At 62.8% G+C, this 25,950-nt stretch carries 27 protein-coding genes and 1 other RNA gene; 6 read left to right on the top strand and 22 right to left on the bottom strand.

Features of this window, described 5'->3' with window-relative positions:
- Positions 1–27 precede the first annotated feature (27 nt).
- Both ruvB and NG898_RS07345 read left to right on the top strand, forming a co-directional pair.
- Positions 28–1,101, top strand: coding sequence for a Holliday junction branch migration DNA helicase RuvB (gene ruvB / locus NG898_RS07340; protein ID WP_252691735.1), 1,074 nt, complete (start codon positions 28–30; stop codon positions 1,099–1,101).
- A 27-nt stretch (positions 1,102–1,128) separates the two neighbouring features.
- Complete coding sequence (locus tag NG898_RS07345; RefSeq protein ID WP_252691736.1) at positions 1,129–1,845, top strand: queuosine precursor transporter; 717 nt, start codon at positions 1,129–1,131, stop codon at positions 1,843–1,845.
- Here NG898_RS07345 and NG898_RS07350 read toward each other — a convergent pair.
- From NG898_RS07350 to tyrS, 3 genes are read right to left on the bottom strand one after another with little or no spacing between them, the layout of a single operon-like run.
- Positions 1,842–2,522, bottom strand: coding sequence for a histidine phosphatase family protein (locus NG898_RS07350; RefSeq protein WP_252691737.1), 681 nt, complete (start codon positions 2,520–2,522; stop codon positions 1,842–1,844). The two genes, NG898_RS07345 and NG898_RS07350, sit on opposite strands and share 4 nt — an antisense overlap.
- Positions 2,523–2,541: 19 nt before the next feature.
- The gene (gene dtd / locus NG898_RS07355) at positions 2,542–3,054 is read right to left on the bottom strand and encodes a D-aminoacyl-tRNA deacylase (protein ID WP_252691738.1); all 513 of its coding nucleotides are present in this window, start codon (positions 3,052–3,054) and stop codon (positions 2,542–2,544) included.
- A complete protein-coding gene (gene tyrS, locus NG898_RS07360) occupies positions 3,051–4,316 on the bottom strand; it encodes a tyrosine--tRNA ligase (RefSeq protein ID WP_252691739.1) in 1,266 nt (421 codons plus the stop codon). Before tyrS ends, dtd begins: the two co-directional genes overlap by 4 nt.
- Before the next feature lie 175 nt (positions 4,317–4,491).
- Between tyrS and NG898_RS07365 the strand changes: the two genes are divergently transcribed.
- Complete coding sequence (locus NG898_RS07365) at positions 4,492–5,646, top strand: anhydro-N-acetylmuramic acid kinase (RefSeq protein WP_252691740.1); 1,155 nt, start codon at positions 4,492–4,494, stop codon at positions 5,644–5,646.
- Between the two features lie 65 nt (positions 5,647–5,711).
- Here the strand turns inward: NG898_RS07365 and erpA are convergent, their stop codons facing one another.
- The 5 genes from erpA to rplM form a co-directional block, all read right to left on the bottom strand.
- Positions 5,712–6,086, bottom strand: a complete 375-nt coding sequence (gene erpA / locus NG898_RS07370) for an iron-sulfur cluster insertion protein ErpA (RefSeq protein WP_004633183.1) — start codon at positions 6,084–6,086, stop codon at positions 5,712–5,714.
- 126 nt (positions 6,087–6,212) lie between these two features.
- Complete coding sequence (locus NG898_RS07375; protein WP_252691741.1) at positions 6,213–6,617, bottom strand: bactofilin family protein; 405 nt, start codon at positions 6,615–6,617, stop codon at positions 6,213–6,215.
- A gap of 43 nt (positions 6,618–6,660) precedes the next feature.
- Positions 6,661–7,416, bottom strand: coding sequence for a DUF6776 family protein (locus NG898_RS07380; protein WP_252691742.1), 756 nt, complete (start codon positions 7,414–7,416; stop codon positions 6,661–6,663).
- Between the two features lie 231 nt (positions 7,417–7,647).
- Positions 7,648–8,040, bottom strand: coding sequence for a 30S ribosomal protein S9 (gene rpsI / locus NG898_RS07385; protein WP_004633190.1), 393 nt, complete (start codon positions 8,038–8,040; stop codon positions 7,648–7,650).
- A 12-nt stretch (positions 8,041–8,052) separates the two neighbouring features.
- Positions 8,053–8,481: a 50S ribosomal protein L13 gene (rplM, locus tag NG898_RS07390; protein ID WP_009239122.1), complete on the bottom strand. Its 429-nt coding sequence runs from the start codon at positions 8,479–8,481 to the stop codon at positions 8,053–8,055.
- 701 nt (positions 8,482–9,182) lie between these two features.
- On the opposite strand from rplM, the gene NG898_RS07395 reads away from it, so the two are divergent.
- Positions 9,183–9,629 carry an OsmC family protein gene (locus tag NG898_RS07395; RefSeq protein WP_252691743.1) on the top strand — a complete coding sequence of 149 codons (447 nt, stop codon included), beginning with the start codon at positions 9,183–9,185 and terminating at the stop codon, positions 9,627–9,629.
- 1 nt (position 9,630) lies between these two features.
- On the opposite strand, the gene rnpB is transcribed toward NG898_RS07395, so the two are convergent.
- The 4 genes from rnpB to NG898_RS07415 all read right to left on the bottom strand — a co-directional run bounded on the left by rnpB (position 9,631) and on the right by NG898_RS07415 (position 13,157).
- Positions 9,631–9,972, bottom strand: an RNA gene (rnpB, locus tag NG898_RS07400) — RNase P RNA component class A.
- Between the two features lie 13 nt (positions 9,973–9,985).
- A complete protein-coding gene (locus NG898_RS07405; RefSeq protein WP_392398010.1) occupies positions 9,986–10,783 on the bottom strand; it encodes a DUF3025 domain-containing protein in 798 nt (265 codons plus the stop codon).
- A gap of 7 nt (positions 10,784–10,790) precedes the next feature.
- Positions 10,791–11,825, bottom strand: a complete 1,035-nt coding sequence (gene pyrC / locus NG898_RS07410) for a dihydroorotase (protein ID WP_252691745.1) — start codon at positions 11,823–11,825, stop codon at positions 10,791–10,793.
- A 33-nt stretch (positions 11,826–11,858) separates the two neighbouring features.
- Positions 11,859–13,157 carry a glycerate kinase type-2 family protein gene (locus NG898_RS07415; protein ID WP_252691746.1) on the bottom strand — a complete coding sequence of 433 codons (1,299 nt, stop codon included), beginning with the start codon at positions 13,155–13,157 and terminating at the stop codon, positions 11,859–11,861.
- 157 nt (positions 13,158–13,314) lie between these two features.
- Between NG898_RS07415 and NG898_RS07420 the strand changes: the two genes are divergently transcribed.
- The gene (locus tag NG898_RS07420) at positions 13,315–14,145 is read left to right on the top strand and encodes a class II glutamine amidotransferase (protein WP_024976643.1); all 831 of its coding nucleotides are present in this window, start codon (positions 13,315–13,317) and stop codon (positions 14,143–14,145) included.
- 65 nt (positions 14,146–14,210) lie between these two features.
- Here NG898_RS07420 and NG898_RS07425 read toward each other — a convergent pair whose 3' ends face one another.
- The 7 genes from NG898_RS07425 to NG898_RS07455 all read right to left on the bottom strand — a co-directional run bounded on the left by NG898_RS07425 (position 14,211) and on the right by NG898_RS07455 (position 22,151).
- The gene (locus tag NG898_RS07425) at positions 14,211–14,945 is read right to left on the bottom strand and encodes an amino acid ABC transporter ATP-binding protein (RefSeq protein ID WP_021196510.1); all 735 of its coding nucleotides are present in this window, start codon (positions 14,943–14,945) and stop codon (positions 14,211–14,213) included.
- Complete coding sequence (gene gltK, locus NG898_RS07430) at positions 14,942–15,625, bottom strand: glutamate/aspartate ABC transporter permease GltK (RefSeq protein ID WP_092973276.1); 684 nt, start codon at positions 15,623–15,625, stop codon at positions 14,942–14,944. The genes NG898_RS07425 and gltK overlap by 4 nt, the downstream gene beginning before the upstream one ends.
- 17 nt (positions 15,626–15,642) lie before the next feature.
- Entirely contained in the window at positions 15,643–16,371 is a 729-nt protein-coding gene (locus NG898_RS07435) for an amino acid ABC transporter permease (RefSeq protein ID WP_252691747.1), read from the bottom strand.
- 98 nt (positions 16,372–16,469) lie between these two features.
- A complete protein-coding gene (locus tag NG898_RS07440; RefSeq protein WP_252691748.1) occupies positions 16,470–17,378 on the bottom strand; it encodes a glutamate/aspartate ABC transporter substrate-binding protein in 909 nt (302 codons plus the stop codon).
- Positions 17,379–17,899: 521 nt separating this feature from the next.
- Positions 17,900–19,201, bottom strand: coding sequence for a Glu/Leu/Phe/Val family dehydrogenase (locus NG898_RS07445; RefSeq protein WP_252691749.1), 1,302 nt, complete (start codon positions 19,199–19,201; stop codon positions 17,900–17,902).
- Between the two features lie 151 nt (positions 19,202–19,352).
- Positions 19,353–20,297, bottom strand: a complete 945-nt coding sequence (locus tag NG898_RS07450) for a LysR substrate-binding domain-containing protein (protein ID WP_004633215.1) — start codon at positions 20,295–20,297, stop codon at positions 19,353–19,355.
- A 15-nt stretch (positions 20,298–20,312) separates the two neighbouring features.
- Positions 20,313–22,151, bottom strand: coding sequence for an ABCB family ABC transporter ATP-binding protein/permease (locus NG898_RS07455; RefSeq protein ID WP_252691751.1), 1,839 nt, complete (start codon positions 22,149–22,151; stop codon positions 20,313–20,315).
- Between the two features lie 108 nt (positions 22,152–22,259).
- Here NG898_RS07455 and NG898_RS07460 point away from each other — a divergent pair, with 108 nt between their 5' ends.
- The gene (locus NG898_RS07460) at positions 22,260–22,679 is read left to right on the top strand and encodes an acyl-CoA thioesterase (protein ID WP_252691752.1); all 420 of its coding nucleotides are present in this window, start codon (positions 22,260–22,262) and stop codon (positions 22,677–22,679) included.
- Positions 22,680–22,744: 65 nt separating this feature from the next.
- Here the strand turns inward: NG898_RS07460 and NG898_RS07465 are convergent, their stop codons facing one another.
- The 3 genes from NG898_RS07465 to NG898_RS07475 form a co-directional block, all read right to left on the bottom strand.
- Positions 22,745–23,509 carry an enoyl-CoA hydratase gene (locus tag NG898_RS07465; protein ID WP_252691753.1) on the bottom strand — a complete coding sequence of 255 codons (765 nt, stop codon included), beginning with the start codon at positions 23,507–23,509 and terminating at the stop codon, positions 22,745–22,747.
- A 26-nt stretch (positions 23,510–23,535) separates the two neighbouring features.
- A complete protein-coding gene (locus NG898_RS07470) occupies positions 23,536–24,501 on the bottom strand; it encodes a DegV family protein (RefSeq protein ID WP_252691754.1) in 966 nt (321 codons plus the stop codon).
- 218 nt (positions 24,502–24,719) lie between these two features.
- Positions 24,720–25,919 carry an acetyl-CoA C-acyltransferase gene (locus NG898_RS07475; protein ID WP_252691755.1) on the bottom strand — a complete coding sequence of 400 codons (1,200 nt, stop codon included), beginning with the start codon at positions 25,917–25,919 and terminating at the stop codon, positions 24,720–24,722.
- Positions 25,920–25,950: the final 31 nt, after the last annotated feature.

Below are 25,950 nucleotides of genomic sequence, written 5' to 3' on the forward strand. Positions count from 1 at the left end.
GCGCCTTCCCGGCGCCGTCTGCCCGTCATGATCGAAACCGACAAGCTCGCCGCCAAGGCTGTCTCTGCTGAGCGCATCATCTCAGCCTCCCCCGCCTCCCCCAACGAGGAGGCGTTCGAGCGCGCGCTGCGCCCCAAGCTGCTCGACGAATATGTCGGCCAGGAAAAGGTGCGCGGCCAGCTCGACATCTTCATGACCGCGGCCAAGAACCGCAGCGAAGCGCTGGACCATGTGCTGCTGTTCGGCCCCCCAGGCCTCGGCAAGACGACGCTGGCGCACATCATCGCGCGCGAAATGGGCGTCAACCTGCGCCAGACTTCCGGCCCCGTGCTGGAACGCCCCGGCGATCTGGCGGCGCTGCTCACGAACCTCGAAGCCAACGACGTCCTCTTCATCGACGAGATTCATCGGCTCTCGCCCGTGGTGGAAGAAATCCTGTACCCGGCGCTGGAGGACTACCAGATCGACATCATGATCGGCGAGGGCCCGGCGGCGCGCTCGGTCAAGCTCGATCTGCAGCCGTTCACGCTGGTGGGGGCCACCACGCGCGCCGGCATGCTGACCAACCCGCTGCGTGACCGCTTCGGGATCGTCGCGCGGCTGGAGTTCTATACGCCGGCCGAACTGGCGAAGATCGTCACGCGCTCGTCGGGCCTGCTGAACGCCCATATCGTGGATGAAGGTGCACTCGAAATTGCCAAGCGCTCGCGCGGCACGCCGCGTATCGCCAACCGCCTGCTGCGCCGCGTGCGCGACTACGCCGAGGTTAAGGCCGACGGCGTCATCACGCGCGAAGTGGCCGATGCCGCCTTGGCCATGCTCGACGTGGATGCAGTCGGCTTCGACCTGATGGATCGCAAGCTGCTCGAAGCGATCCTGCACAAGTTCAACGGCGGGCCGGTCGGCATCGACAACCTGGCGGCAGCCATCGGCGAAGAGCGCGACACGATTGAAGACGTGCTTGAGCCCTACTTGATCCAGCAGGGCTACCTGCAGCGCACGCCGCGCGGGCGGGTGGCAACAGCCTCGGCATACCAGCACTTCGGGCTGGGCGCCCCCAAGAGCGGGCCTGTGCGAGAGCTCTGGGACGACAATCAATAAGCTTCCACCAGCGCCGCCCGCCCCGACATGTCCGCCGCCCCGCACCATCCGAACCGCACGTTCCGTTACTACGACTTCGTCATGGCCGCCTTTGTCACGGTGCTGCTGTGCTCGAACCTGATCGGCGCGGCCAAGGCGGCGCAGGTCACGCTGCCGGTCATCGGACCGGTCACGTTTGGCGCTGGTGTGCTGTTCTTCCCGATCTCATACATCTTTGGCGACATCCTGACCGAGGTGTACGGCTACGGGCGCGACCGGCGCGTGGTGTGGGCCGGCTTTGCCGCACTGATCTTCGCGTCGTTCATGTCGCTGGTCGTGCTGGCGCTGCCAGTAGCACCATTCATGGCGGACTATCAGAAGAGCCTGAACGACGTGTTCGGCAACACGCCCCGCATCGTCGCCGGGTCGCTCATCGCGTTCTGGTGTGGCAGCTTTGCCAACAGCTACACGTTGGCGAAGATGAAGATCGCTACGGAAGGAAAATGGCTGTGGACGCGCATTGTCGGGTCCACGGTGGTGGGCGAGGCGGTCGATTCGTCGCTGTTCTACGTGATCGCCTTCTACGGCATCTGGCCGCACGAACAGGTGCTGCGCGTGGCCATCGCGCAATACATCCTCAAGACCGGCTGGGAGATTGTCGCAACGCCGCTTACCTACCGCGTCGTCGCCTTCCTCAAGCGCACCGAAAATGAGGATTACTACGACCGCGATACGAACTTCACGCCGTTCCGGCTGAAGGTTTAGGGAACGCGGCGGTCCACCTCGTCGAGCACCAGCAAATCCAGGTGCGCGACATCGCCCCATTGCAACACGGTCAGTTGATGGCCGTCGGATGAGAGCCGGTTGATGCTCGCGTTGCGCAGCTCATGCTGACGCGGCTCGGTGAGCGTCATGGCGTTGGCCTGGCGATACAGGCAATCGAGCACGCCGCCGTGGCTGACCAGCGCGATGCGCTCGCCGGGGTGGCGACGGATCAGGCGAAGCGCAGTCTCGACCGCACGTTCGTGGAATTCAGTGAGGGTCTCGCCGCCGGGCGGGGCGAACTCGGGCACACGGTTTTGCCAGGCATCAAAGTCTGCTGGATGCTGTGCGGCAACTTCAGCGTAGGTCAGGCCCTCAAACTGGCCGTAGCAGCGCTCGCGCAAACCGGCGTCGTCGCGCACGGCTACACCCACTTCATCTGCCAGGGCCTGCGCCGTCTGCTTGGCCCGCGACAGATCGCTCGCATAGACCGCATCGAACTGCTCGCGCGCGAGTGCCTTGCCCAACTGTGCCGCTTGCTCGAGCCCTTGCATGTTCAGCGGTACGTCGAGCTGGCCTTGCAGGCGGCGTTCACGGTTCCAGTCGGTCTCGCCGTGGCGGATCAGCACGATGTGCGTGATCTGCGGCATCGGCAGGGGGATGGCGGCGGCGCGTGGCATCACAGGGTTCCCGATCGAATCAGACAGATTTGGCCGCTTCCGGCGTGGCGGTCTTGGCAACAGATGCAGCGGCTTGCGGCGCAATCTGCAGCCAGAACGTGACCGGACCATCGTTGACGAGCGACACCTTCATGTCGGCGCCAAACTCGCCCGTCGCCACGATGGGATGCTCGGCACGCGCGCGCGCGACGAAGTGTTCGTACAGGCGGCGACCATCTTCCGGCGCGGCGGCAGGCGTGAAGCTCGGCCGCGTGCCGGACTTGGTATCGGCCGCCAGCGTGAACTGCGATACGACCAGCAATCCGCCCGCTTGCCCGTTGCCGTCGATGTTGCGCACGGGCAGGTTCATCTTGCCTTGCGCGTCGGAGAACACGCGATAGTTCAGCAGCTTCTCGAGCAGACGATCGGCCTCGGCGGCGGTGTCCCCGCGTTCGGCACAGACCAGTGCGAGCAAACCCGGACCGATCTCGCCGACGACGCGGCCGTCCACACGGACCGCCGCCTCGGACACACGCTGGATCAGCCCGATCACTTCAGCACCACGCGCGCGAAGCGACGCTTGCCGACCTGCATCACAAATGTCCCGGCATCCACCTTCAGGCCCTTGTCGCTGATGACGGTGCCGTCGATCTTCACGCCGCCCTGCTCGATGTTGCGGTTGGCATCCGACGTGGACGGGCAGAGACCGGCCTGCTTGAGCAGCTGCGCAATGCCCAGCGGCGCGCCGGCCAACTCGATCTGCGGAATATCGTCCGGCACACCGCCGCGCGCGCGGTGGTTGAAATCTTCCAGCGCGCGTTCGGCATCGGCCTGACTGTGGAAGCGGGCGACGATCTCCTGCGCCAGCAGCACCTTGCAATCGCGCGGGTTGCGGCCCAGCGCAATCTCTTGCTTCATCAAATCGATCTCGGCCAGCGGGCGGAACGACAGCAGCGTGTAGTACGTCCACATCAGGTCGTCGGAGATGCTCATCAGCTTGCCGAACATCTCGTTCGGCGCCTCGCTGATGCCAACGTAGTTGCCCTTGGACTTGGACATCTTCTCCACGCCGTCCAAGCCAACCAGCAACGGCATGGTCAAGATGCACTGCGGCTCCTGGCCGTATTCCTTCTGCAATTCGCGGCCGACCAGCAGGTTGAATTTCTGATCGGTGCCGCCCAGCTCCAGGTCGGATTTGAGCGCGACCGAGTCGTAACCCTGCATCAGCGGGTAGAGGAATTCGTGCACCGAAATTGGCACGCCGGCCTTGTAGCGCTTGGTGAAATCGTCGCGTTCCATCATGCGGGCGACGGTGTACTTGGCGGCAAGCTGGATGATGCCGCGCGCGCCCAGCGGGTCGCACCATTCGCTGTTGTAGCGAATTTCAGTCTTGCTCGGATCCAGCACCATGCTGGCCTGACGGTAATAAGTCTGCGCGTTGGTCTCGATCTGCTCACGCGTGAGCGGCGGGCGCGTGGCATTGCGGCCGGACGGGTCACCGATCGTCGAGGTGAAATCGCCGATCAGGAAGATCACCTGATGCCCCAGGTCCTGCAACTGACGCATCTTATTGAGCACCACGGTGTGGCCGATGTGGATATCGGGCGCGGTCGGGTCCAGCCCCAGCTTGATGCGCAGCGGCACGCCGGTCGCGGCGCTCTTGGCCAGCTTCTGCTCCCATTCGGCAGCGATCAACAGTTCGTCGCAGCCGCGCAGCGACACTTCCATCGCGTGCGCCACCTCCGGGGTCACCGGATACTTGGGTTTGGCCGGCGTGGCGTTATCGGAAGCGGCGGAAGTGTCAGGTGCAGTCATGGCAAAAAGAAAGGTCACCGCGCCGCACATGGAAAACGGCGCGAACGGATCAACAATCAGGGAAACGGTGCGTGCGCGATGGCCGACATCGATTCAGGCGTACCGGCCGCGCAATCCCACGATTTTACCGTGATGTGTCCATTTGGCCCGCCATTGCGCTGGTAAGCTGTCGCGCATGAGCCAACCCAACCACACCGCAGTCCCCAGCGACCGCTACATCGGCTTGATGTCGGGCACCAGCCTGGACGGCGTCGATGGCGTGCTGGCGGACTTTTCCGGTGAACACCCGGCCGTCCTCGCCGACGCCTACGTGCCCTTCTCGCCCGAACTGCGCCAGCGCTTTCTAGACCTGCAACACGCCGGCCACGACGAGATCCATCGCGAGGCGCTGGCCGCCAATGCCCTGGCCATGGCCTACGCCGACTGCGTTGCCCAGCTGCTTGCTGCCGCCGGCTTGGCCGCGCGCGACGTGCAGGCCATCGGCGCCCACGGGCAGACGATCCGCCATCAGCCCGGCACGCACGATGGCATCGGTTACACGCGCCAAACCCAGCATCCGGCGGTGTTGGCCGAGCGTACCGGCATCGACGTCATTGCCGATTTTCGCAGCCGCGACATCGCCGCTGGCGGCCAAGGAGCGCCCCTGGTACCGGCACTGCACCGCGCGCTGTTCGGCCTGCCCGACGCATGGCGCGTGGTCTGCAACATCGGGGGCATCGCCAATCTCACCGTCGTGCCACCGCAAGCCTCCGACGCGCGCAACGCCGTACTCGGCTTCGACTGCGGCCCCGGCAACGCGCTGATGGACTACTGGGTTCACACGCACCGCGATACCCGCTACGACGCCGACGGCGCCTGGGCCCGCACCGGACACATCGACGAAGCCCTGCTCGCGCGTTTGAAGGCCGAGCCGTTCTTTGCGGCGCCGCCGCCCAAGAGCACCGGCCGCGACCTGTTCAACCCGGCGTGGCTGCAACAAACCCTCGGCGATGCGCTGAACACCGCGCGCCCTGAAGATGTTCAAGCTACGCTGCTCGCCCTCACTGCTGACACCATCACCGATGCCGTGCGTGCCCACGCGCCGCAGGCGGAGTCACTGCTGGTCTGCGGGGGTGGCGCCCGCAATGGCGCGCTCATGGCACGTATCGCGCAGCAATTGCCGGGCGTGCGCGTCGCTCCGACAGATGAGTTTGGCGTGCCCGCGCATCAGGTGGAGGCGCTCGCTTTCGCATGGCTCGCGCGCCAGTGCGTGCTCCGCGCCCACGGCAATCTGTACACCGCGACCGGCGCATCGGGCGGTCGCATCCTGGGTGCGATCTACCCGGCTTGAGCCCCAATCTGCAGGCAATAAAAAAGCGCACCAAAGTGCGCTTTTTCTTTTACAGCGATGTGGCGTCAGACCGAGAACGACGAGCCGCAACCACACGTGGTCGAAGCATTCGGGTTCTTGATGACGAACTGCGCGCCGTTGATGTCTTCTTTGTAGTCGATCTCGGCGCCCACCAGATACTGGTAGCTCATCGAGTCGATCAAGAGCGAGACGCCATTCTTGGTCATGGTCGTATCGTCTTCGTTGGTCTCTTCGTCAAAGGTGAAGCCATACTGGAAGCCCGAGCACCCGCCGCCTTGCACGAACACGCGCAGCTTCAACTCCGGGTTGCCTTCTTCTTCAATCAGTTGCTTGACCTTGTCCGCAGCGCTGTCCGTAAAGACCAGCGGAGCCGGAACCTCGTTCACATCGGGCGTGGCTGCCTGCGCGACTGCGTTCATGAAAATCTCCTGTGGGAACGTCTGAAACTTGCCTGTATTTTAAGCGCAAGCTGCAAATCGTGCCGAAGCCCCGCGTTTCAAGTGGGCATTGTGCGGTGCGCCAGCAACGGCCAGCGCGCGATGTGATCAATCCTGATTGGACGCCAGCTTGAGATTGGGCAGCAACTTCACATCGCCGGGCGCCGCGTGCATCAACGTGCCCATGACGACCGCGCCCTGGTGCATTTCCAGCGCCGCATATTGCACATTGCCCTCGATGCGGGCCTTCGGCTGCAACTCCAGCAGTTCCGCCACATGCACCGGGCCAACCACGGTGCCGTTCAGGATCAGATGCCCGACATGCACCTCCCCCTCGACGCGTGCGCTATCGGTAATCACCAGCATGCTGGGCTTGTCGGGATCGCCGTAAATGTTGCCCTTAATCTCGCCGTCGATCCGCAGACCGCCTGAGAACCGCAGATCCCCCTCCAGCTTGGTGCGGGCCCCCAGTAGCGTTTCGATCGCCAGCCCTTTTTTCTTGCCAAACAGCATCGTCGACTCCTCTGTGTACGGATCCTCGACAGGACAACGCCCGTCAGATGGAAAAACTCTGGCTCGCTTTGATCTTGCCGTTCTGCAGCACTTTCACCATCACCGATTGCACCGTGGTGCCGGGGGGCACGTCCACCCAGCCCTCAAGGCGCTGGTAGTGCGTGAGCTTGACACGGGCGCTGGTAGCGGGTGATCCGCTGGCCGCCGTGCCGGGGAAATCGATCGTAGCAGCTTTGCCACCCTGCACCACGTTCAGCGTGAGCGCCAGTTGCCCCTCGAATTCGGAGACCGGTGCAAAAGCTTTGCCGCCGCCTTGCATCAGCAGAACACGGAACCGCATGCGTGTCGGCTGTGCCTCGTCCGGTGCAATGCGGAAGCTGCGCACGTAGATACCGGCGGAATTGGTGGGTGCGGGCAACAAACTGTCAAAGAAGGCCAGATCCTCCTTCAACTGTGCGTTTTCAGTTTCCAGCGCCTTCAGTTGCTCGGCCATCTGCGCCTGGGCACCTTCGGCGATACCCAGACGGGCATCCACCGTGCCGGCCGATGCGGAAAGCTTGTCTCGCTCGGCCTGCACGGCGGCCAACTTGGCAGTCAACTCGCGATTCATAGCACGCAAATCGGCGTCGTGCGGGCCCGTCAGGCGGCGCCCTTCTTCAAAGGCCCACAGCGCGGCAGCTGCCGCAAGCCCAAATACCACCGCAATCAACAACACCGTGACCGGCCAAGGCAGACGCGAACGTACCGTGACGTTCGGGGCAAGTAGGGAAGCACGACGCAACAAGCGACGCGCCTTCATGCGCCCGCCTCCTGATCCGCGTAGCGAATCAGAATCGGATTAGGAGAAACAGTGGATTGCATCATACGGACCGAACGCTAACGAAATGTGAATTGTAGTCCCGCAGACATGTCGGAGCTGTTGCAAAGGGTAAGCAAGGCGCCGAAAAGATCACACCGTTTGGTTCGAACGCTCCAAAACAAAAAACCACACCCGAGGGTGTGGTTCTTTGCTGAAGCAGCAGGAAGCAGATTAACGCTTCGAGAACTGCTTGGCGCGGCGGGCCTTGCGCAGACCAACCTTCTTACGCTCGACTTCACGTGCATCGCGCGTCACCAGACCGGCCTTCGACAGGGCGGGCTTGAGCGTTGCATCGTAGTCGATCAGGGCGCGGGTGATACCGTGACGCACGGCACCGGCTTGGCCGGTTTCACCGCCGCCGACCACGTTCACCTTGATGTCGAACGTAGCTGCGTGGTTGGTCAGTTCCAGCGGCTGACGCACGATCATCAGCGAGGTTTCACGAGCGAAGTACTCGTTGATGGCCTTGCCGTTGACGATGATGTCGCCCTTGCCGGACTTGATGAAGACACGTGCCACAGCGCTCTTGCGGCGGCCGGTACCATAGTTCCAATTTCCGATCATGGATTAGGCCCCTTAGATTTCCAGCGCTTTCGGCTGCTGAGCTTCGTGCGGATGCGAGCCTTCGGCGTAAACCTTCAGCTTCTTGATCATCGCGTAGCCCAGCGGACCCTTCGGCAGCATGCCCTTCACAGCCTTCTCCAGGGCGCGGCCCGGGAAACGCTGCTGCATCTTGCCAAACGTCGTTTCGTAGATACCGCCCGGGTAACCCGAGTGGCGATAGTACTTCTTGTCGGTCGTCTTGGCGCCCGTCACACGCAGCTTGGCTGCGTTGATGACGATGATGAAATCGCCGGTATCGACGTGCGGAGTGAATTCGGGCTTGTGCTTGCCGCGCAGTCGGTGTGCCACTTCGCTGGCGACACGCCCGAGGACCTTGTCCGTCGCGTCAATCACGTACCAATCGCGCTTCACCTCATGGGGCTTTGCGGAAAAGGTCTTCATGATTTTTCCAAATATTGAGTCAGTGCCCGAGTGGACCCGTATCGCGCTGAGAACTTACGTTCAAACCGCTCACGAACGGATCGTCTTGCGGACGCCTGCGCAACCCCATACGAGGTCATCGCCGGCCCGCCTTCCCGCTTGTTGGTGCGGGCTCTCTGGATTTCTTTTCCGCGGGCAATCCGGAAAAGATTTCGATTGTACCCCGCACAGACTCCTTGACACAAGGAAAAAAGGCGCGAGCGGACGCTGCGGGCGAAAAAAAACCCAAGCCATCAAGCTTGGGTTTGAATCCACCAAAGGAGGAGGGTGGAGGAGACACCTGCTGATCGTTGACTTGGTGGGTTGCACCGCATCAGCCGATCCAATGGTGCAAATTATACCCATTTCTGGGGCACACGCAAGGAAATTTGCACTACGAAATCTCATTTCGTAATGCGGAAAGATAATCATGGGCCGAAAAATCACGATATCTTTTTTAAAATCAAATACTTACGCATATCCCATGCTCAACCGCTTGCTTTCCGCTAGAGACATTCCTCGAATTTCGGCGCGATTTCGGTGCAAGAAAGTCGGGTTGCACCTTTTCGTACGGGTGTCACTGTCAAGCCGCGTTCACCCTAAGGTGTCAACGCGCGCGAGGGCCGATGGCTACAATGTGGCTTTTCGTCGGCGATCGTCGACCCTCTGCACAAGGATTGGACATGGATTGCACAGTGAGCTGGACTGGCCCGGATGGCATGGCCTTTTTGGCTGAAACCGGCAGCGGCCATCTCGTCACGATGGATAGCGCACCCGACGGCGGCGGCCGCAACCTTGCACCGCGCCCGATGGAAATGGTCTTGCTGGGCACCGGTGGCTGCACCGCCTATGACGTGGTGCTGATCCTCAAGCGGGGCCGCCAGGACGTGCAAGGTTGCAGCGTCAAGCTGCATGCCGACCGCGCCGAGACCGATCCGAAGGTCTTCACGCGCATTCACTTCACCTTCACGGTGACGGGGCGCAATCTGAAGCGGGAAACGGTGGAACGCGCCGTGCAGCTTTCGCACGAGAAGTACTGTTCGGCGTCGATCATGCTGGCCAAGACGGCCGAGATCACGCACTCGTTGGAACTGGTGGACTTGGCCACGCAGCCGACGGCATCGGAATAAGAAGCGAAGCGGACCGATAAGCCGGATTCTGTGCGCCGCGTGGCCGAAACCAGCGGCGTGACAACCATTCCTCTAGACCGGCTGTTGCCAGCCGGCTCAAGCTCCCTACCCGCAGACTCAGCGAGCCGCTTCATCGCCTGCTTACTTGGGATTGCTCCGGGTGGAGGTTACCGCGTTTCACCCTTCGCCCTGACCGAAGCCGGGGCGAAGACTCGTCTCTGTGGCCCTATTCCGCACGTCACCGTGGATGGTCGTTAGCCATCACCCTGCTCTATGGAGTCCGGACTTTCCTCCCCTTCCGCTCGCACGAGGCGGCGGAAGCAGCGGTTGTCTGGTCCGCTTCGCGAGGCGCGAGTCTAGCACTGTTCCGGCAAAAATCGCCGCCGGCCCGGGCGAAAGACGGTCGTATCCAGGTAGAAACCGGCATCCGCATTGGCATCGCACCAACCGGGGATGCCCATGACCGGCAACGGACGGAAGTTGCCGGGCGCCAGATCGACGTGCAAGAGCATCTCTGCCAGCGCACCATCGAGCGAAGTACGATCCGCTGGTAACGCAGCCACGTGCAGCGGCCACGCATGTGCAGTAATCGACTTGTACGGCGCCACCAGCTTTTCCAGCAGCGCATGGCCGAACGGCAGAACGGCGCAGGTTGTGCCCCACGCTGCCCTGCCCTCGACGAACAAGCCACGCCAATCGAACCCGGTCAGGCTTCGCTCCGGCGCGTCTTCGGTGTGCAGGAAGATGAGGGCGTTCTCGTCGAACAGCGTGGCGGCATCGCGGACGGTGCCGCGTGCCGCGCCAATTCCGTCCCGCGTAATCGCCCGCGCCTGGCGCGCATTGAGCGCAGCCTTGGCACGCGGCCAATGCAGCCAGATCAGCGCGTTGAAAAAATCGTGGAGATTATCCCGCGTCGGCACCCCGCCGGTGGCGGCGATGTGTGCTTCGTAAGCGGAGCCGGCCGGCAAGGCATCTTGCGGGACGAAGCGCAGGGCATCGCCGCCAGCCGTGCGGATTGCCTGCGCAGCCGGATGCGCGTTCAGGGCGTCTCGAAGATCGATGCCGCCCTCAATTGCGCGTGCAATTGGGGCGCCGACCGCTGCCAGCGGTGCGAACGCCGGATGACTCCAGTCGATCGCACCCAAACATTCCACCGCCAACTCAGACGGATTTCCAGCGCAACATCTCGCCGCCGCGCAACGGCACCAGCGTCTGCTCGCCGAACGGGACTTCGGCCGGAAGCTGCCATTGCGAGCGCGTGAGCGTGAGCGTGCCGGCGTTGCGCGGCAGGCCGTAGAAATCCGGCCCGTGCAGGCTCGCGAAGCCTTCGAGCTTGTCGAGCGCATTGGCGTCTTCAAAGGCCTCGGCGTACAGCTCCATGGCGTGCAGCGCGGTGTAGCAGCCGGCGCAACCGCAGGCGTGTTCCTTCACACCCTTGGCATGCGGCGCACTGTCGGTGCCAAGGAAGAATCGCGGATGGCCCGAGGTGGCCGCGGCCACCAGCGCCAGGCGGTGCGTTTCACGCTTGAGCACCGGCAGGCAGTAGTAATGCGGGCGGATGCCGCCGACAAACAGCGCGTTGCGGTTGTACAGCAGGTGATGCGCGGTGATGGTGGCGCCAACCGGGCCCTCCGCATCGCGCACGTATTCGGCGGCGTGCTTGGTCGTGATGTGCTCGAAGACGACCTTCAGCGCTGGGAAATCGCGGCGCAGCGGCAGCATCACCGTGTCGATGAAAACGGCTTCGCGGTCGAAGATGTCCACGGTCGGGTCGGTCACTTCGCCGTGCACGAGCAGCGGCATACCGACTTCCTGCATGGCTTCCAGCGTCTTGGCGCAACGGCGCAGGTCGGTGACGCCGGCATCGCTGTTGGTGGTGGCGCCGGCGGGGTACAGCTTGACACCGTGCACGAAGCCGCTGGCTTTGGCCTCGCGAATGACGTCGGGCGAGGTGTTATCGGTCAGGTACAGCGTCATCAGCGGCTCGAACTGCGTGCCCGCTGGCAACGCGGCGAGAATGCGCTCGCGGTAGGCACGCGCCTGCACAGTCGTGGTCACCGGCGGCTTGAGGTTGGGCATGATGATCGCCCGGCCGAACTGGCGCGCGGTGTCGCACACCACATCGGCGAGGGCATCGCCGTCGCGCAGGTGCAGGTGCCAGTCATCGGGGCGGACGATCGTAAGAGTGTCAGTCATGGTGCGTGCGGAAGCGGTCAGCAAAAACGTGAATCAGAGAATGAGGATGACGCGGTAGTCATTGACGTTGGTGCGCGTTGGGCCGGTGACGATCAGGTCATCGGCGGCGGCAAAGAAACCGTAGGCGTCGTGTGCGTCGAGCGCGGCGCGGGCGCCGACATCCTTGGCGGCGGCGCGGGCGATGGATTCGGGGTCGAGCAGCGCACCCGCATTGTCCTCCGATCCGTCGATGCCGTCTGTATCGGCAGCGAGCGCATACACATCGCCCATGTCCTCGAGCGAGATGCCGAGCGAGAGCAGGAACTCCGCGCAGCGCCCGCCGCGGCCGCCGGTCAGGCCCGGCGGAATCGTCACCGTGCATTCGCCGCCGGAGATAAGTGCGACCGGCGCCACAAACGGCGTGCCGTGCTGGCGTACCTGCCGCGCCAGCGCTCCGTACACTTGGGCGACCTCGCGCGCCTCGCCGGTCACTGTGTCGCCGAGGATGGCCGTGTGGATGCCGCGCGTCGCAAATACCTGGGCACCGGCCTGGAGGCTCTGTTGCGCAGTGGCAATGACGTGATTGGTCACGCGTGCAAAGCAGGCGTCGCCGGGCTTGGGTGTTTCGGCAATCTCGCCGCGCATGCCACGTTCGAGGTGTGTACGCACGGTGTCCGGCATGTGGGCGCCCCAGCGTTTGAGGATGGCGAGCGCATCGGCGTAGGTGCTTGCATCCGGCACGGTCGGGCCGCTGGCAATGGCGCTCGGATCGTCGCCTGCCACGTCCGAGACGATCAGCGTCGTGACCGGCGCCCGTGATGCAGCAGCAAGCCGCCCGCCTTGAATACGCGACAGGTGCTTGCGCACGATGTTCATGTCGGTGATGGGCGCGCCGCAGCGCAGCAGCTCGCGCGTCACGGCTTTCAGGTCGGCCATCGGGATGCCCTCGGCGGGCAGCGACAGCAGACTGGAGCCGCCGCCCGAAACGAGCACGATCAGGCGGTCGTTTTCGGTGAGCGCGCAAACGCGATCGAGGATTTCCTGCGCGGCCTGCTCGCCCGCCTCGTCCGGCACCGGGTGCCCAGCCTCGATGACGCGGATATGCTCGGTCGGCAGTCCATGCGCATAGCGCGTGACGACCACGCCTTCGATCTGTGCGCGGCCAGCATAGGCCTGCTCGACAGCCAGCGCCATCGACGCAGCCGCCTTTCCGGCGCCAACCACCAGGGTCTTGCCGCCGGCATGCGGCGGCGGGAGGAAGTTTGCGACGATTTTTAGCGGATCGGCCGCGCCCACGGCGGCGGCATAGCTCTCCAGCAGGAGGGCGCGGGCGGCGGTGCGGTCAAGCTTCATGGGAATGGCTTCCGGTTAAGGCAGTCTGAAGGCGGTTGCGTGCAGCATGTGCGCAACGCCCGCCCCCAAGCGGGGCGCGGTGAAGACGAAGGCGCTTGGCACCCCCGGCGGGCGGCAGGATAATGATTATTTTATTGCATCCGACTTTTCTTCCACCATGTGCCAGCTGCTGGGCATGAACTGCGCTGAACCGACCGATGTGACGTTCTCGTTCACGGGGTTCGCCGCGCGCGGTGGCGTGACCGACCACCATGCCGACGGCTTCGGCGTCGCCTTCTTCGAAGACAAGGCGTGCCGCCTGTTCATCGACAACCAGTCTGCCGGCACCTCTCCGGTAGCGGAGCTGGTCAAGCGCTACCCGATCAAGTCCAAAAACGTCATCTCGCACATCCGCAAGGCGACGCAGGGCACGGTGCGGCTGGAAAACTGTCACCCCTTCATGCGTGAGTTGTGGGGCAGGCACTGGATCTTTGCCCACAACGGCGACCTGAAGAACTTCTCGCCGTTCCTCTCGGGCGTCTACCAGCCCGTGGGCGATACCGACAGCGAGCTTGCCTTCTGTTTCATCATGCAGGCGCTGCGCAAGCGCTTTCCGGGTTCGCAGCCGCCGCTCAACGAGCTGTTCTACGCGCTCTCCGACATCACCAAGGAAATTACCCGCTACGGCGTGTTCAATTTCCTGCTGTGCAACGGGCAAGCGCAGTTTGCGCACTGCTCGACGCGGCTGTATTACATCGTGCGGCAGTGGCCGTTCTCGACGGCGCATTTGATCGACGCCGACATGACAATCGACTTCGCCAAATACACGACGCCTGCCGACCGCGTGGCTGTCATTGCCACCGCGCCGCTCACCGACAACGAAGTCTGGACGCAATTCGTGCCGGGCGAGCTGCTGATGTTCGAATCGGGGCAGGCCACGATGGCGACCAAGGTGCCGATTCCGGAAGCCGTGCAGATCGCCAACGCAGCCAACACCGCCTGCACCTGACGCCGCATCGCCCATAAAAAAAGCCGCTCTCGAAAGAGCGGCTTTTTGTTGCCGGGAACCGTCGATCAATGCGACAGGATCTTCGACAGGAACTGCTTGGCACGGTCGGAACGAGCATCGATGTTGCCGAAGAACTCTTCCTTCTCGCAGTCTTCAACGATGCGGCCTTGGTCCATGAAGATCACGCGGTTGGCAACCTTCCGAGCGAAGCCCATTTCGTGGGTCACGCACATCATGGTCATGCCTTCCTTGGCCAGTTCCACCATCACGTCGAGCACTTCGTTGACCATTTCCGGGTCCAGCGCGGAGGTCGGCTCGTCGAACAGCATGCAGATCGGGTCCATCGACAGCGCGCGTGCGATTGCCACGCGCTGCTGCTGACCGCCCGACAGTTGGCCCGGGTACTTGGCAGCATGCGCTTTCAGGCCCACGCGGTCCAGATACTTCAGGCCCTTGGCCATGGCTTCTTCTTTCGAGCGGCCCAGCACCTTTTGCTGTGCGATCGTCAGGTTTTCGGTAATCGACAGGTGCGGGAACAGCTCAAAGTTCTGGAACACCATGCCCACGCGCGAACGCAGCTTCGGCAGGTTAGTGCCCTTGGCGCCCACCGAGGTGCCATCGACGAGGATGTCGCCCTTCTGGAACGGCTCCAGCGCATTGACAGTCTTGATGAGCGTGGACTTGCCCGAACCCGACGGGCCGCACACCACCACCACCTCGCTCTTCTTCACGCTGGTGGTGCAGTCGGTCAGCACCTGGAACTGGCCGTACCACTTGGAAACGTTCTTGATCTCGATCATTGGGTCACCTTCTTCTGAAGTCGCTTCACCAGCACGGAGGCGCCGAAGCAGATCACGAAATAGCACAAGCCAGCAAACAGCAGCAGCTCGACGATACGGCCGTCGCGCTCACCGATGTTGTATGCCTGCGTAAAGAAGTCCGACAGCGCGCTCACATACACCAGCGACGTATCCTGGAACAGGACGATGGCCTGGGTGAGCAGCAGCGGAATCATGTTGCGGAATGCCTGCGGCAGGATCACCAGGCGCATGGCCTGGCCATACGTCATGCCCATCGCGTAGGCCGCGAACATCTGTCCGCGCGACACGCTCTGGATACCGGCGCGGATGATCTCCGAGTAATACGCCGCTTCAAACAGCGCGAAAGCGACCAGCGCAGACGTCATGCGCATGTCGGTTGCCGGCGACAGATCGAAGATCCGCTGCAACACCTGCGGCACGATCAGGAAGAACCACAGCAGCACCATCACCAGCGGGATGGACCGGAAGAGGTTCACGTACGCCTGCCCGAACCACTGCAGCGGCTTGATGCCCGAGAGGCGCATCATCGCGAGCAGCGTGCCCCAGACGATGCCGACCAGGATGGCCGTGCCCGTGATCTCGAGCGAGAGAACCATCCCCTCGCCGAGCACGCGCATGTTGTCGACATTGATGGACGAGAAATCGAATTGATAAGCCATGAAGAGTCCTCGTCCGATTACTTGCCACCGATGAAGCCAGGCAGCCGGGAACGTGCTTCCACCCAGCGCATCAAGCCCATTACGGTCAGGTTGATCAGCATGTACATCAGCGTCACGGCGATGAACGATTCGTACGGCTGCGCGGTGTAGTCAACCAGCTGGCGGCCCTGTGCGGCAAGCTCCAGCAAACCGATGGTCGATGCCACGGCCGAGTTCTTGAAGATGTTCAGGAACTCCGACGTGAGCGGCGGCACGATGATGCGGAACGACATCGGCAACATCACGTAGCGATACGTCTGCGCCAGCGTGAAGCCCATGGCCAGTCCGGCGTTGCGCTGCCCGCGCGGCAGCGAATTGATACCCGAGCGCACCTGCTCGCAGACACGCGCCGCGGTAAAGGTACCGAGACACAGCATCGCGCACAGGAACATCGCCGTATTGGGGTTCATCTGCTTGATGTAATCGCCACCCGGCACGAGCTCGGGCATGACGAAGTACCAGATGAAGAGCTGCACGATCAGCGGAATGTTGCGGAACAGCTCCACGTACGCTGCGGCAAGGCCCGACAGCCACTTGTTCGGCACCGTACGGAGCACGCCCAGCACGGAGCCGATGGCGAGCGCGATGATCCAGGAAGACAGGCCGAGCACGACGGTGGTCTTCAACCCCGCCAACAGCCAGTCCAGATAGGTCTGATTCTGGGCGGCTTCCGAAAAGAAGACGCCCCAGTTCCAGTGGTAATTCATGATGGTTCCCTCAAAAAGAAACGGAAGGGAGAAGACCTGTTAACCGGCCTTTGCCTTCCGTTTCGTGACGCTTGTATCAGGCCCGTTGAGGGAGCCGATCAGTCAAGAGCCTTGTCGTTCGGGTTCTTGATCAGCGCCTTCATGTCGTCCGACAGCGGGAACTCCATGTTCACGCCCTTGGGCGGAACCGGCTGCTCGAACCACTTCTTGTACTCGGCTGAGATCGAGCCATCCTTCATCATGCCGGCGATGGTCTTGTCGGCCAGGGTCTTGAACGGCTTGTCGTCCTTGCGAACCATACAGCCGTAGGCTTCGCGCGATTGCGGCTTGGCCACGACCACCCAGTCAGCCGGGTTCTTGGCCTTGGCGCGCTCGCCGTACAGCAGGGCGTCGTCCATCATGAACGCAACAGCGCGGCCCGATTCCAGCGTCAGGAACGACTGGCCGTGGTCCTTCGTGCTGATGATGTTCATGCCCATCTGCTTGTCATCATTCATCTTGCGCAGCAGGCGTTCCGACGTCGTGCCAGCGGTGGTCACAACGTTCTTGCCCTTGAGCTGTGCCCAATCGCTGATGCCCGAATCCTTCTTCACCATGATGCGCGTGCCGATGATGAAGATGGTGTTCGTGAACGATGCTTGCTTCTGGCGCTCGAGGTTGTTCGTGGTCGAACCGCACTCCAGATCGATGGTGCCGTTCTGCAGCAGCGTGATGCGGTTTTGCGAAGTGACCGGGATCTCGTTGATCTTCAGATCCTTCAGGCCGAGTTGCTTCTTCACGTCCTCAGCAATCTTGGTGGCGACGTCGTACGAATAGCCGATCGTGCGGACACCGCCGACGTTGTAGCTGAACGGAATCGACGAATCGCGCACGCCCAGCGTGATGGTGCCGGTGTCTTTGATCTTCTTGAGCGTACCAGTCAACTCTTCTGCGTGGGCAACGCTGCCGAAGGTACCAACGGCGACACCAACGGCTGCAACCACGGTTGCCAGCTTGGCGAGGTTCATGAAAGTCTCCTTTTGACCATGAAAGAGAAAGACGGGACTGTACCAAAAAACGTTTGGCGACAGTATTGGTGTTGCCACTAAATCGTTGAATCCAACGGAGTTTTTCCTCTGGCGCGGACCCTGCCGCAACCGCGCTTTCCAAGCAACCGGATACCTTACGTTGTGCTTTTCCGAAAATCCGGAAAAGACACGCAGCACCAGACACGGCAACGCTCTGCAACATCGGCACGCATGCCGGATTGCTTGAGCGGACGACCGCCAATTGCTAAGGAAAACAAGGGGAAATAAAGCCCGCCCGATGTGCGCTCTCTGTCGCTTAACGAACCCGACTTGAGGATGGGAAGGACGACGATGATGCTATCGCCCTTCTCATGGTGCGGCGCTGCGGAACGTTATGGTTCGTCCCATGAGCACCGGCTTTCTTCAACCGTCGCGCATGGCCGCCTGATCGGCAGCAACGCGATAGACCAGTGCGGCGCCCTGTTGGAGCACCGCGCCGGTATTGACCAGCGCGTTGCCGATCAGGGGTACAGACCGCGCTCTTGGCGGGCCTGCAGAATCCGCGTACAGGCGATGATGAACGCCGCCGTACGCAGAGTAACCTTGTTGTCCTGCGCCACTTGCCAGACGCCACGGAAGGCGTCTTGCATGATCCGTACCAGGCGCTGATTGATCTCGTCTTCGGTCCAGAAGAAGCTCGAGAAATCCTGCACCCATTCGAAATAGCTGACCGTCACGCCACCGGCGTTGGCAATCACGTCCGGGCAGACCAGGATGCCGCGGTCGCGCAGGATGTCGTCCGCCTCGGGCGTCGTGGGGCCATTTGCACCTTCCACGACAATCTTTGCCTTGATATGGGGCGCGTTCTTCGCAGTGATCTGGCCTTCCAGTGCAGCGGGAATCAGGAATTCGCAGTCCAGCGCCCAGAAATCGTCTTGCGAGACGGTCTCTGCAGCAAAGCCGGCCACGCTGCCATTGTGGTCAACGTGCTTGATGAGCGCGTCGACGTCCAGGCCGTTGCCATTGAACACGATGCCCTTGTGGTCTTGCACGGCAATGACCTTGGCGCCGGCATCGTGGAACAGCTTGGCGGCCACACTGCCCACATTGCCGAAGCCCTGCACCACCACACGCGCGCCCTTGACGTCGACGCCGAGGTTGCGTGCGGCTTCGCTGCCGACCACGAACACGCCGCGGCCAGTGGCTTCGCGACGGCCCAGGCTGCCGCCGAGGGCGATCGGCTTGCCGGTCACCACGCCGGTGGCCGTGGAGCCTTCGTTCATGGAGTACGTGTCCATCATCCACGCCATGATCTGCGCGTTGGTGTTCACGTCGGGGGCCGGAATGTCCTTGTTCGGGCCGATGATGATGCCGATCTCGCTGGTGTAGCGACGGGTCAGGCGTTCGAGTTCACCGGAAGACAGCTTGCGTGGGTCGACGCGGATACCGCCCTTGGCACCGCCGTACGGCACGTTCACGGCCGCGTTCTTCACCGACATCCACGCAGACAGCGCCATCACTTCCGACAGCGTCACGTCCTGGTGGAAACGCACGCCGCCCTTGCCCGGGCCGCGCGACGTGTTGTGCTGCACGCGGTAACCCTCGAAGTGGGCGATGCGGCCGTCGTCCATCTGGATCGGCACATCGACGATCAGCGCGCGCTTGGGGCGCTTGAGCGTTTCAACCCAACGGGCGAGCGAGCCGAGATAGGGGGTGACCCGATCGACCTGCTGCAGATAGATGCCCCACGGGCCGAGATTGTCGGCCGGCAGATAGGACGGGATGGCGTGCTGGAGTGTCGACGGAGATGCGACATTGGACATGGCTGTCTTCCTTTTTTGGGCCTTGGTAAGGCCCTTCAAGTCCCACAAAATGCCCGCCAGCTTAGGGACCGCCCAGAACGAAATCCAATGCCGTTTTTACATCGGGTTATGCATTGAACGCATAACCACCTACCGGAATCCGAGGGGCCGTTCAGCCGGCCAACGCGCTCCATAACGTGTCGATCAGCTCGCGTTTGCGCTTGGATTGGGGGTGCCGGCGGTCGTGTGCGCCGCTTTGCGGGTGCTCGCGATAGAGCCGGATTTCCATCTCGATCGACAACGTACCGCCGCCCTTGCCTTCGGCACGCACGAGGCGTCCGGCTGCCACGTCTTCCCGCACCGCGCTCTCGGGCAGAAAGGCCACGCCGTGGCCCGCCAGCGCCATCACCTTGAGCGCTTCGGCCATGTCGGTTTCATAGCACTTGTCGAGCAGCGGTGCCACGGGCGAGTTTTCCAGCAGCACATCCACCATGCGGCCCAGAAAGGCATTGGGCGTATAGCTGAGGTAGGCGATCGGCTTGCGTGCCGTGGGAACGAGCCGATAAATCGGCCGCCCGCTTGCATCGGGCTTGGAAAACGGCGAAAGCCGCTCGGTGCCAAGCACCAGCATGTCGTAACGCGTAGGGTCGAGCTGGATCATCTGCCGCGCGTGGTGATAGACCATCACAAGGTCGCAACCGCCCTCCACCAGCGTCATCACCGCATCGTGCACGTTGAGCGCGCGCAGCCGGCATTGCAGCTTGCCGATCTTTTCTTCCACCTGTGCGAGCCAGCCGGGAAAGAACGTGAGCGATAGCGTATGCGGCACGGCAAAGTCGATCGTCGACGCACTGGCCGGACGCTGGCCGCGCATCAGCGCGCGCGTCTCACTCACCTGGGCGAGCATCGCCAACGCCTGTTCGTAGAAGACCTCTCCGGCGGGGGTCAGGCGAGTCGGGTAGCTTGATCGGTCGATCAGCTCATTGCCGAGCCACGCCTCAAGCGATTGAATGCGCCGCGAAAACGCCGGCTGCGTCACGTGCCGCAATTCGGCCGAGCGCGAAAAGCTGCGCGTCTCGGCCAGGCTGATGAAGTCTTCCAGCCATTTGAGTTCCATCGCGTTGTTTCTCCCTCAACCCGCTCGTGTGTCTTCTGTTTCTTCGGCCACGCGTTCGGGCTCGCGCGCCTGCATGCGCCACATCTGCGCGTAACGGCCTTCCGCACGCAACAGCGATTCATGCGTGCCGCGCTCAATAATGCGGCCGTGTTCCATCACCAGAATCTGGTGCGCACGCACAATGGTCGACAACCGGTGCGCAACGACCAGCGTGGTGTGGTTCTGCGCCAGGCGCATCAGCTCTTCCTGAATGGCGTGTTCGGTACGCGAGTCAAGTGCGGACGTTGCTTCATCAAACACGAGAATCGGCGGGCGCTTGAGCAAGGTGCGCGCAATCGCCACACGCTGCTTTTCACCGCCGGAAAGCTTCAGGCCGCGCTCGCCGACTTGCGTCTCGTAGCCATCCGGCAGCGATTCGACAAAGTGGTGGATCTGCGCCGCGCGGGCGGCTTCGATCACCTCTTCGCGGCTCGCATCGGGGCGGCCGTAGGCGATGTTGTAGTAGATGCTGTCGTTGAAGAGCACCGTGTCTTGCGGAACGATGCCGATGGCGGCGCGCACGCTGGATTGCGTCACGTCACGCAGGTCCTGGCCGTCGATCTGGATAGCGCCCGACTTCACGTCATAGAAACGGAACAGCAAGCGTGCCAGCGTCGACTTGCCCGAGCCGCTTTGCCCGACGACCGCCGTGGTCGTGCCGGCTGGAATGGTGAAGTCCACATCGAACAGGATCTGGCGCTTGGGTTCGTAGCTGAAGTCGACATGCGCGAAGCGGACTTCGCCCGCGCGCACCGCCAGCGGTTTGGCGTCGGGCTTGTCGGCGACCTCGCGATTGGTCTGCAGCAGGTGGAACATGCGGTCCATGTCGGTGACGGCCTGCTTCAACTCACGATAGATCACGCCCAGAAAGTTGAGCGGAATATAGATCTGCAGCATGAGCGTGTTGACGAGCACCAAGTCGCCCAGCGTCATGTGCCCCGCCGCCACCCCTTGCGTAGCGCGATACAGAATCAGGATGAGCGCGGTGGCCACGATGACCTGCTGGCCAAAGTTCAGCACCGACAACGAGTTCTGTGAGCGGATGGCCGCGGCGCGGTAGTGCTTCAGGTTCTCGTCGTAGCGACGTGCTTCGTAATCTTCGTTGCCAAAGTACTTGACCGTCTCGAAGTTGAGCAGCGAATCGATCGCCTTCTGGTTAGCGCGCGAATCCAGTTCGTTCATCTTGCGGCGGAAGTGCGTGCGCCAGTTCGTCACCGTCACCGTAAAGACGATGTAGCTGACGAGCGCGCAGAACGTGATGAGCGCGAACCACACGTCGTACTTCACGAAGAAGTACGTGATGACGAGGCCGACTTCCACCAGCGTCGGCAGGATGCTGTACAGCGAATACGAAATGAGCGACTGGATGCCGCGCGTGCCGCGCTCGATGTCGCGGCTCATGCCGCCGGTTTGGCGCTCAAGGTGAAAGCGCAGTGACAGCGCATGCAGATGCCGGAACACCTGCAGGGCGAGCGTGCGCACCGAACTCTCTGTGACCTTCGCGAACAGGATTTCGCGCAGCTCCGAGAACAGTGACGTCGACAGCCGCAGCAGCCCGTAACCAATGATGATGCCCACCGGCACAATCAGCAGCGCGCGGGGGTCGGACGGCGACACGTTCATCGAATCGATCAGCCGCTTCATGACCATCGGCACACCCAGGTTCGCCACCTTGGCCGCGATCAGGAACGACAGCGCCAGTGCCACGCGCCACTTATAGGCCATCAGATACGGCAGCAGGCTCTTGATGGTGCGCCAGTCGCCGCGGGCAGCCCCCGGCGGAGGCGGTTCGGAAGAGGCGGGAAAGCGGCGCATGTGCGGTGCAATAAAATGGCGGATTGTGTATTCTCCCACCGATCACCTGCGCGCGCCCTGGGCTCGCTGGTGGGCCCTCCCTCCGCTTCAATGCTGCCCTGCATCATCATGTCCGATACTCAAGCCACCACTGAAACCGTCACGCTGACCGCCGACAAGCAGCCCGCCGTGCGCGTGATGCCCATGCCCTCCGACGCCAACGTCCACGGCGATGTGTTTGGCGGTTGGATCATGTCGCAGGTGGACATCGCCGGGTCGATCCCTGCAGTGGTGCGCGCCAACGGCCGTGTCGCCACGATCGCGGTCAACTCGTTCGTCTTCAAGCAGCCCGTGTACGTGGGCGATCTTGTGAGCTTCTACGCCAGCGTGGTCAAGACGGGGCGCACGTCGATTACCGTGGACGTGGAGGTCTATGCGCAGCGCATGCACGCCAGTGGCCGCCACGCCACCGTCAAGGTCACGGAAGCCACCCTCACCTACGTGGCCACCGACGAGACGCGCAAGCCGCGCGTGCTGCCGCCGCTCTGAACCGGCAACGCTCAACAAAAAACCCGGCCTCGCGCCGGGTTTTCTTTTGCGTATAAACGTTTCGCTCAGTTGAACTTGGAAAAATCCGGGCGGCGTTTCTCGAAGAATGCCGTGAACGCCTCGCGCGCTTCCGGCGCACGCAGCATCTCGCCAAACTGCTTGCCCTCCACCGACATGCGCTCCGCAATCTGCGGCGTGGCGCCTTCCTTCATCAAACGCTTGGTGGCGCGCAGCGATGCGGGCGGCAGCAGCGTCAGCTTGCGTGCCTGCGTACGCACGAAGGCATCGAGCTCGTCAGCCGGCAGCACGCGGTTGACCAGGCCCAGTTCGCGCGCTTCGTGCGCGTCAAATGGCTCGCCAAAGAGCAGCTTGTCCGCCGCGCGGTGATAGCCGGCCAGCTGCGGCAGCAGCAAGCTTGATGCGGCTTCCGGGCAAAGGCCCAGCTGCGCGAACGGCATCGACAACTTGGCCGTCTCGGATGCGTAGACCAAGTCGCAGTGCAGCAGCATCGTCGTGCCCACACCAACCGCAGCGCCGCTAACCGAAGCGATCAGCGGCTTGGTCGCCGTGCTGATTGCCTTCAGGAACTGGTGCACGGGGGCGCTCTCGTCCTTTGGCGGATTCTTCATGAAGTCTTCGAGATCGTTGCCCGCCGTGAACACGCTCTCGTCGCCGGCCAGCACGATCACGCGGATGGCAGGATCGGTCTCGGCGGCCACGAGTGCATCGGCCAGCGTTTGATACATCGCGGCCGTGATGGCGTTCTTGCGGTCCAGGCGGTCAAAGGTGAGCGTCAGAACACCGTCTGCGGTCTCGGTACGAATCGACATGAAAACTCCAGGTAAAACCTGCGCCACTAGATCGGCACAGGCGAGTCAGATAGATAACCGACGGAGAACGCGTTGGCCCCCACGTTCAACGCCACGGTCAGGCTCATCGGCGCGAGCAGCACTTCCACGCCGTGGTCCTGTGCGGTTCGCATCAACGCTTGTACCGGCTCCATGCGGCGCACGGTGTCGAGCGAACCGGAATACGTGATCGCCACCACAGGCGTGGCCAGACGCTCCTCGGCGATCATGGTTTCGGTATGGGCAAGCAGGCGGCGAATTCCTTCGTCGGAACCGCGCACCTTGGCGATGGCTTCTGTTTCGCCCCGGTGCATATGGATGAGCGGACGCACGTTGAACGCCGTGCCCATCATGTAGCGGCCCCAGGTGATGCTCTTCTCGCCCTTCTGCTTGGCACGCGTGTACATGTACAGCAGCTCATCGGGCACGAGGTAAACGTGCGAAGCGTCGCGCAGGCGGCTCTCGATCACGTGCACGACGTCACGCACCTCCGCGCCTTCACGCAGCATGCGCGCGGCTTCGTGCACCATCAGCGCCTGGCCGGGGCCGATGGCGCCGGTGTCCACCACCGTCAACTCGAACAGGCCCGAGCGGCCGGCATCCTTGCGTGGCTTGAAGCTCTTGGCCGTGGTGCCCACCACCGCGCCGGTTGCGTGGCTGTAGAAATGGCTGCGCGAGCTGGCAATCGTCAGCAGCAAGGCGCGGTCGTGCTGCGTGACCACGTGCTTGAGCAGGTAGTCTTCGATCTCGCGTTCAAGCAGCGGAATCGATTCGGCATAGTGATCTTGCTTGTCGACGAGGTATTTACGATAAAGCTGCGGCAGCGCCGCCTCGTCGCGACGGTCTTCCACAAACAATTCGCCCGCACGAATGCGGAACGGCACCACGCCCAACCCCAGCTGATCGATCATCGAGCGCGGCATATCGCATGCCGCATCGGTCAATACGATTGTGTCGCCGACAGTGTTGCCCATCGCGCGCCCTCCTCTTGGTGCACCGCCGGTGACCCGGTGGTGTGTCTCCTCTGTCGCGGAATCATGGTTCCGCTTCTGTCGCGATGCCGGCCAGGTGCCGGCTGCGTTCTTCGGCGCGCTTGTTGATGTAGTACTGCGCGCGCCTGCGCAATCATGCGTGTTGAGACGGGCGATTTACAAGCAGGGGGAAGAACTTAATCCTTCCCCCTGGCGTGGGGTCACATGCGTTCGAAAATGCCCGCGGCGCCCATGCCGGTGCCGACGCACATCGTCACCATGCCGTACTTCTGGTTGCGACGGCGCAGGCCGTGCACCACCGTGGCCGCACGAATGGCACCCGTGGCGCCCAGCGGGTGGCCCAGCGCGATCGCGCCGCCCAGCGGGTTGATCTTGCTGGTGTCCAGGCCCAGGTCCTGGATCACGGCCAGCGACTGCGCAGCAAACGCTTCGTTCAGTTCGATCCAGTCGATCTGATCTTGCGTCAGGCCGCCAGCCTTCAGCGCGGCAGGAATCGCTTCCTTCGGGCCGATACCCATGATTTCCGGCGGGACGCCGCGCACCGCGAACGATACGAAGCGCGCCAGCGGCACCAGGTTGAACTGCTTCAGGATCTTTTCCGACACCAGGATCAGCGCGCCCGAACCATCCGACGTCTGCGAGCTGTTGCCGGCGGTCACGCTGCCCTTGTTGGCGAACACGGCGCGCAGCTTGCCCAGGCCTTCAACCGACGTATCGGCACGCGGGCCTTCATCCAGCGACATCGTGCGCGTCTTGATGTCGATGGCGCCCGTGCCCAGGTTGGGGAACTTCTCGATGATCTCGATCGGCGTGATCTCGTCCTTGAACTCGCCGGCTTGCTGCGCAGCCAGTGCCTTCTGGTGCGAAGCCAGCGAGAAGGCATCCTGCGCCTCGCGCGAAATCTTCCACTGCTGGGCGACCTTCTCCGCCGTCAGGCCCATGCCGTAGGCGATGCCGACGTTCTCGTCACGCGTGAAGATCTCGGGCGACATCGACGGCGAGTTGCCCATCATCGGCACCATGCTCATCGATTCCACACCGGCGGCGATCATCACGTCGGATTCACCCACGCGGATGCGGTCGGCAGCCATCGCCACGGCGGTCAGGCCCGAGGCGCAGAAACGGTTGACGGTCACGCCGCCTACCGTGTTCGGCAGGCCGGCCAGCAGCGCGCCGATACGCGCCACGTTCAGGCCCTGCTGCGCTTCCGGAATTGCGCAGCCGACGATGGCGTCTTCGATCAGCGCCGGGTCCAGGTTCGGCACCTGGGCGACAGCGTTCTTGAGGATGGTCGCCAGCAGATCGTCGGGGCGCAGGTTCTTGAGCGTGCCCTTGGGAGCCTTGCCGATCGGGGAACGCGTCGCGGCGACGATGTAGGCGTCTTGCAGTTGCTTGGTCATGATGAAATTCCTGTTCTCGTTTTCGTCTACA

It is taken from the genome of Ralstonia mojiangensis, assembly GCF_023955645.1.
Lineage (GTDB): Bacteria > Pseudomonadota > Gammaproteobacteria > Burkholderiales > Burkholderiaceae > Ralstonia > Ralstonia mojiangensis.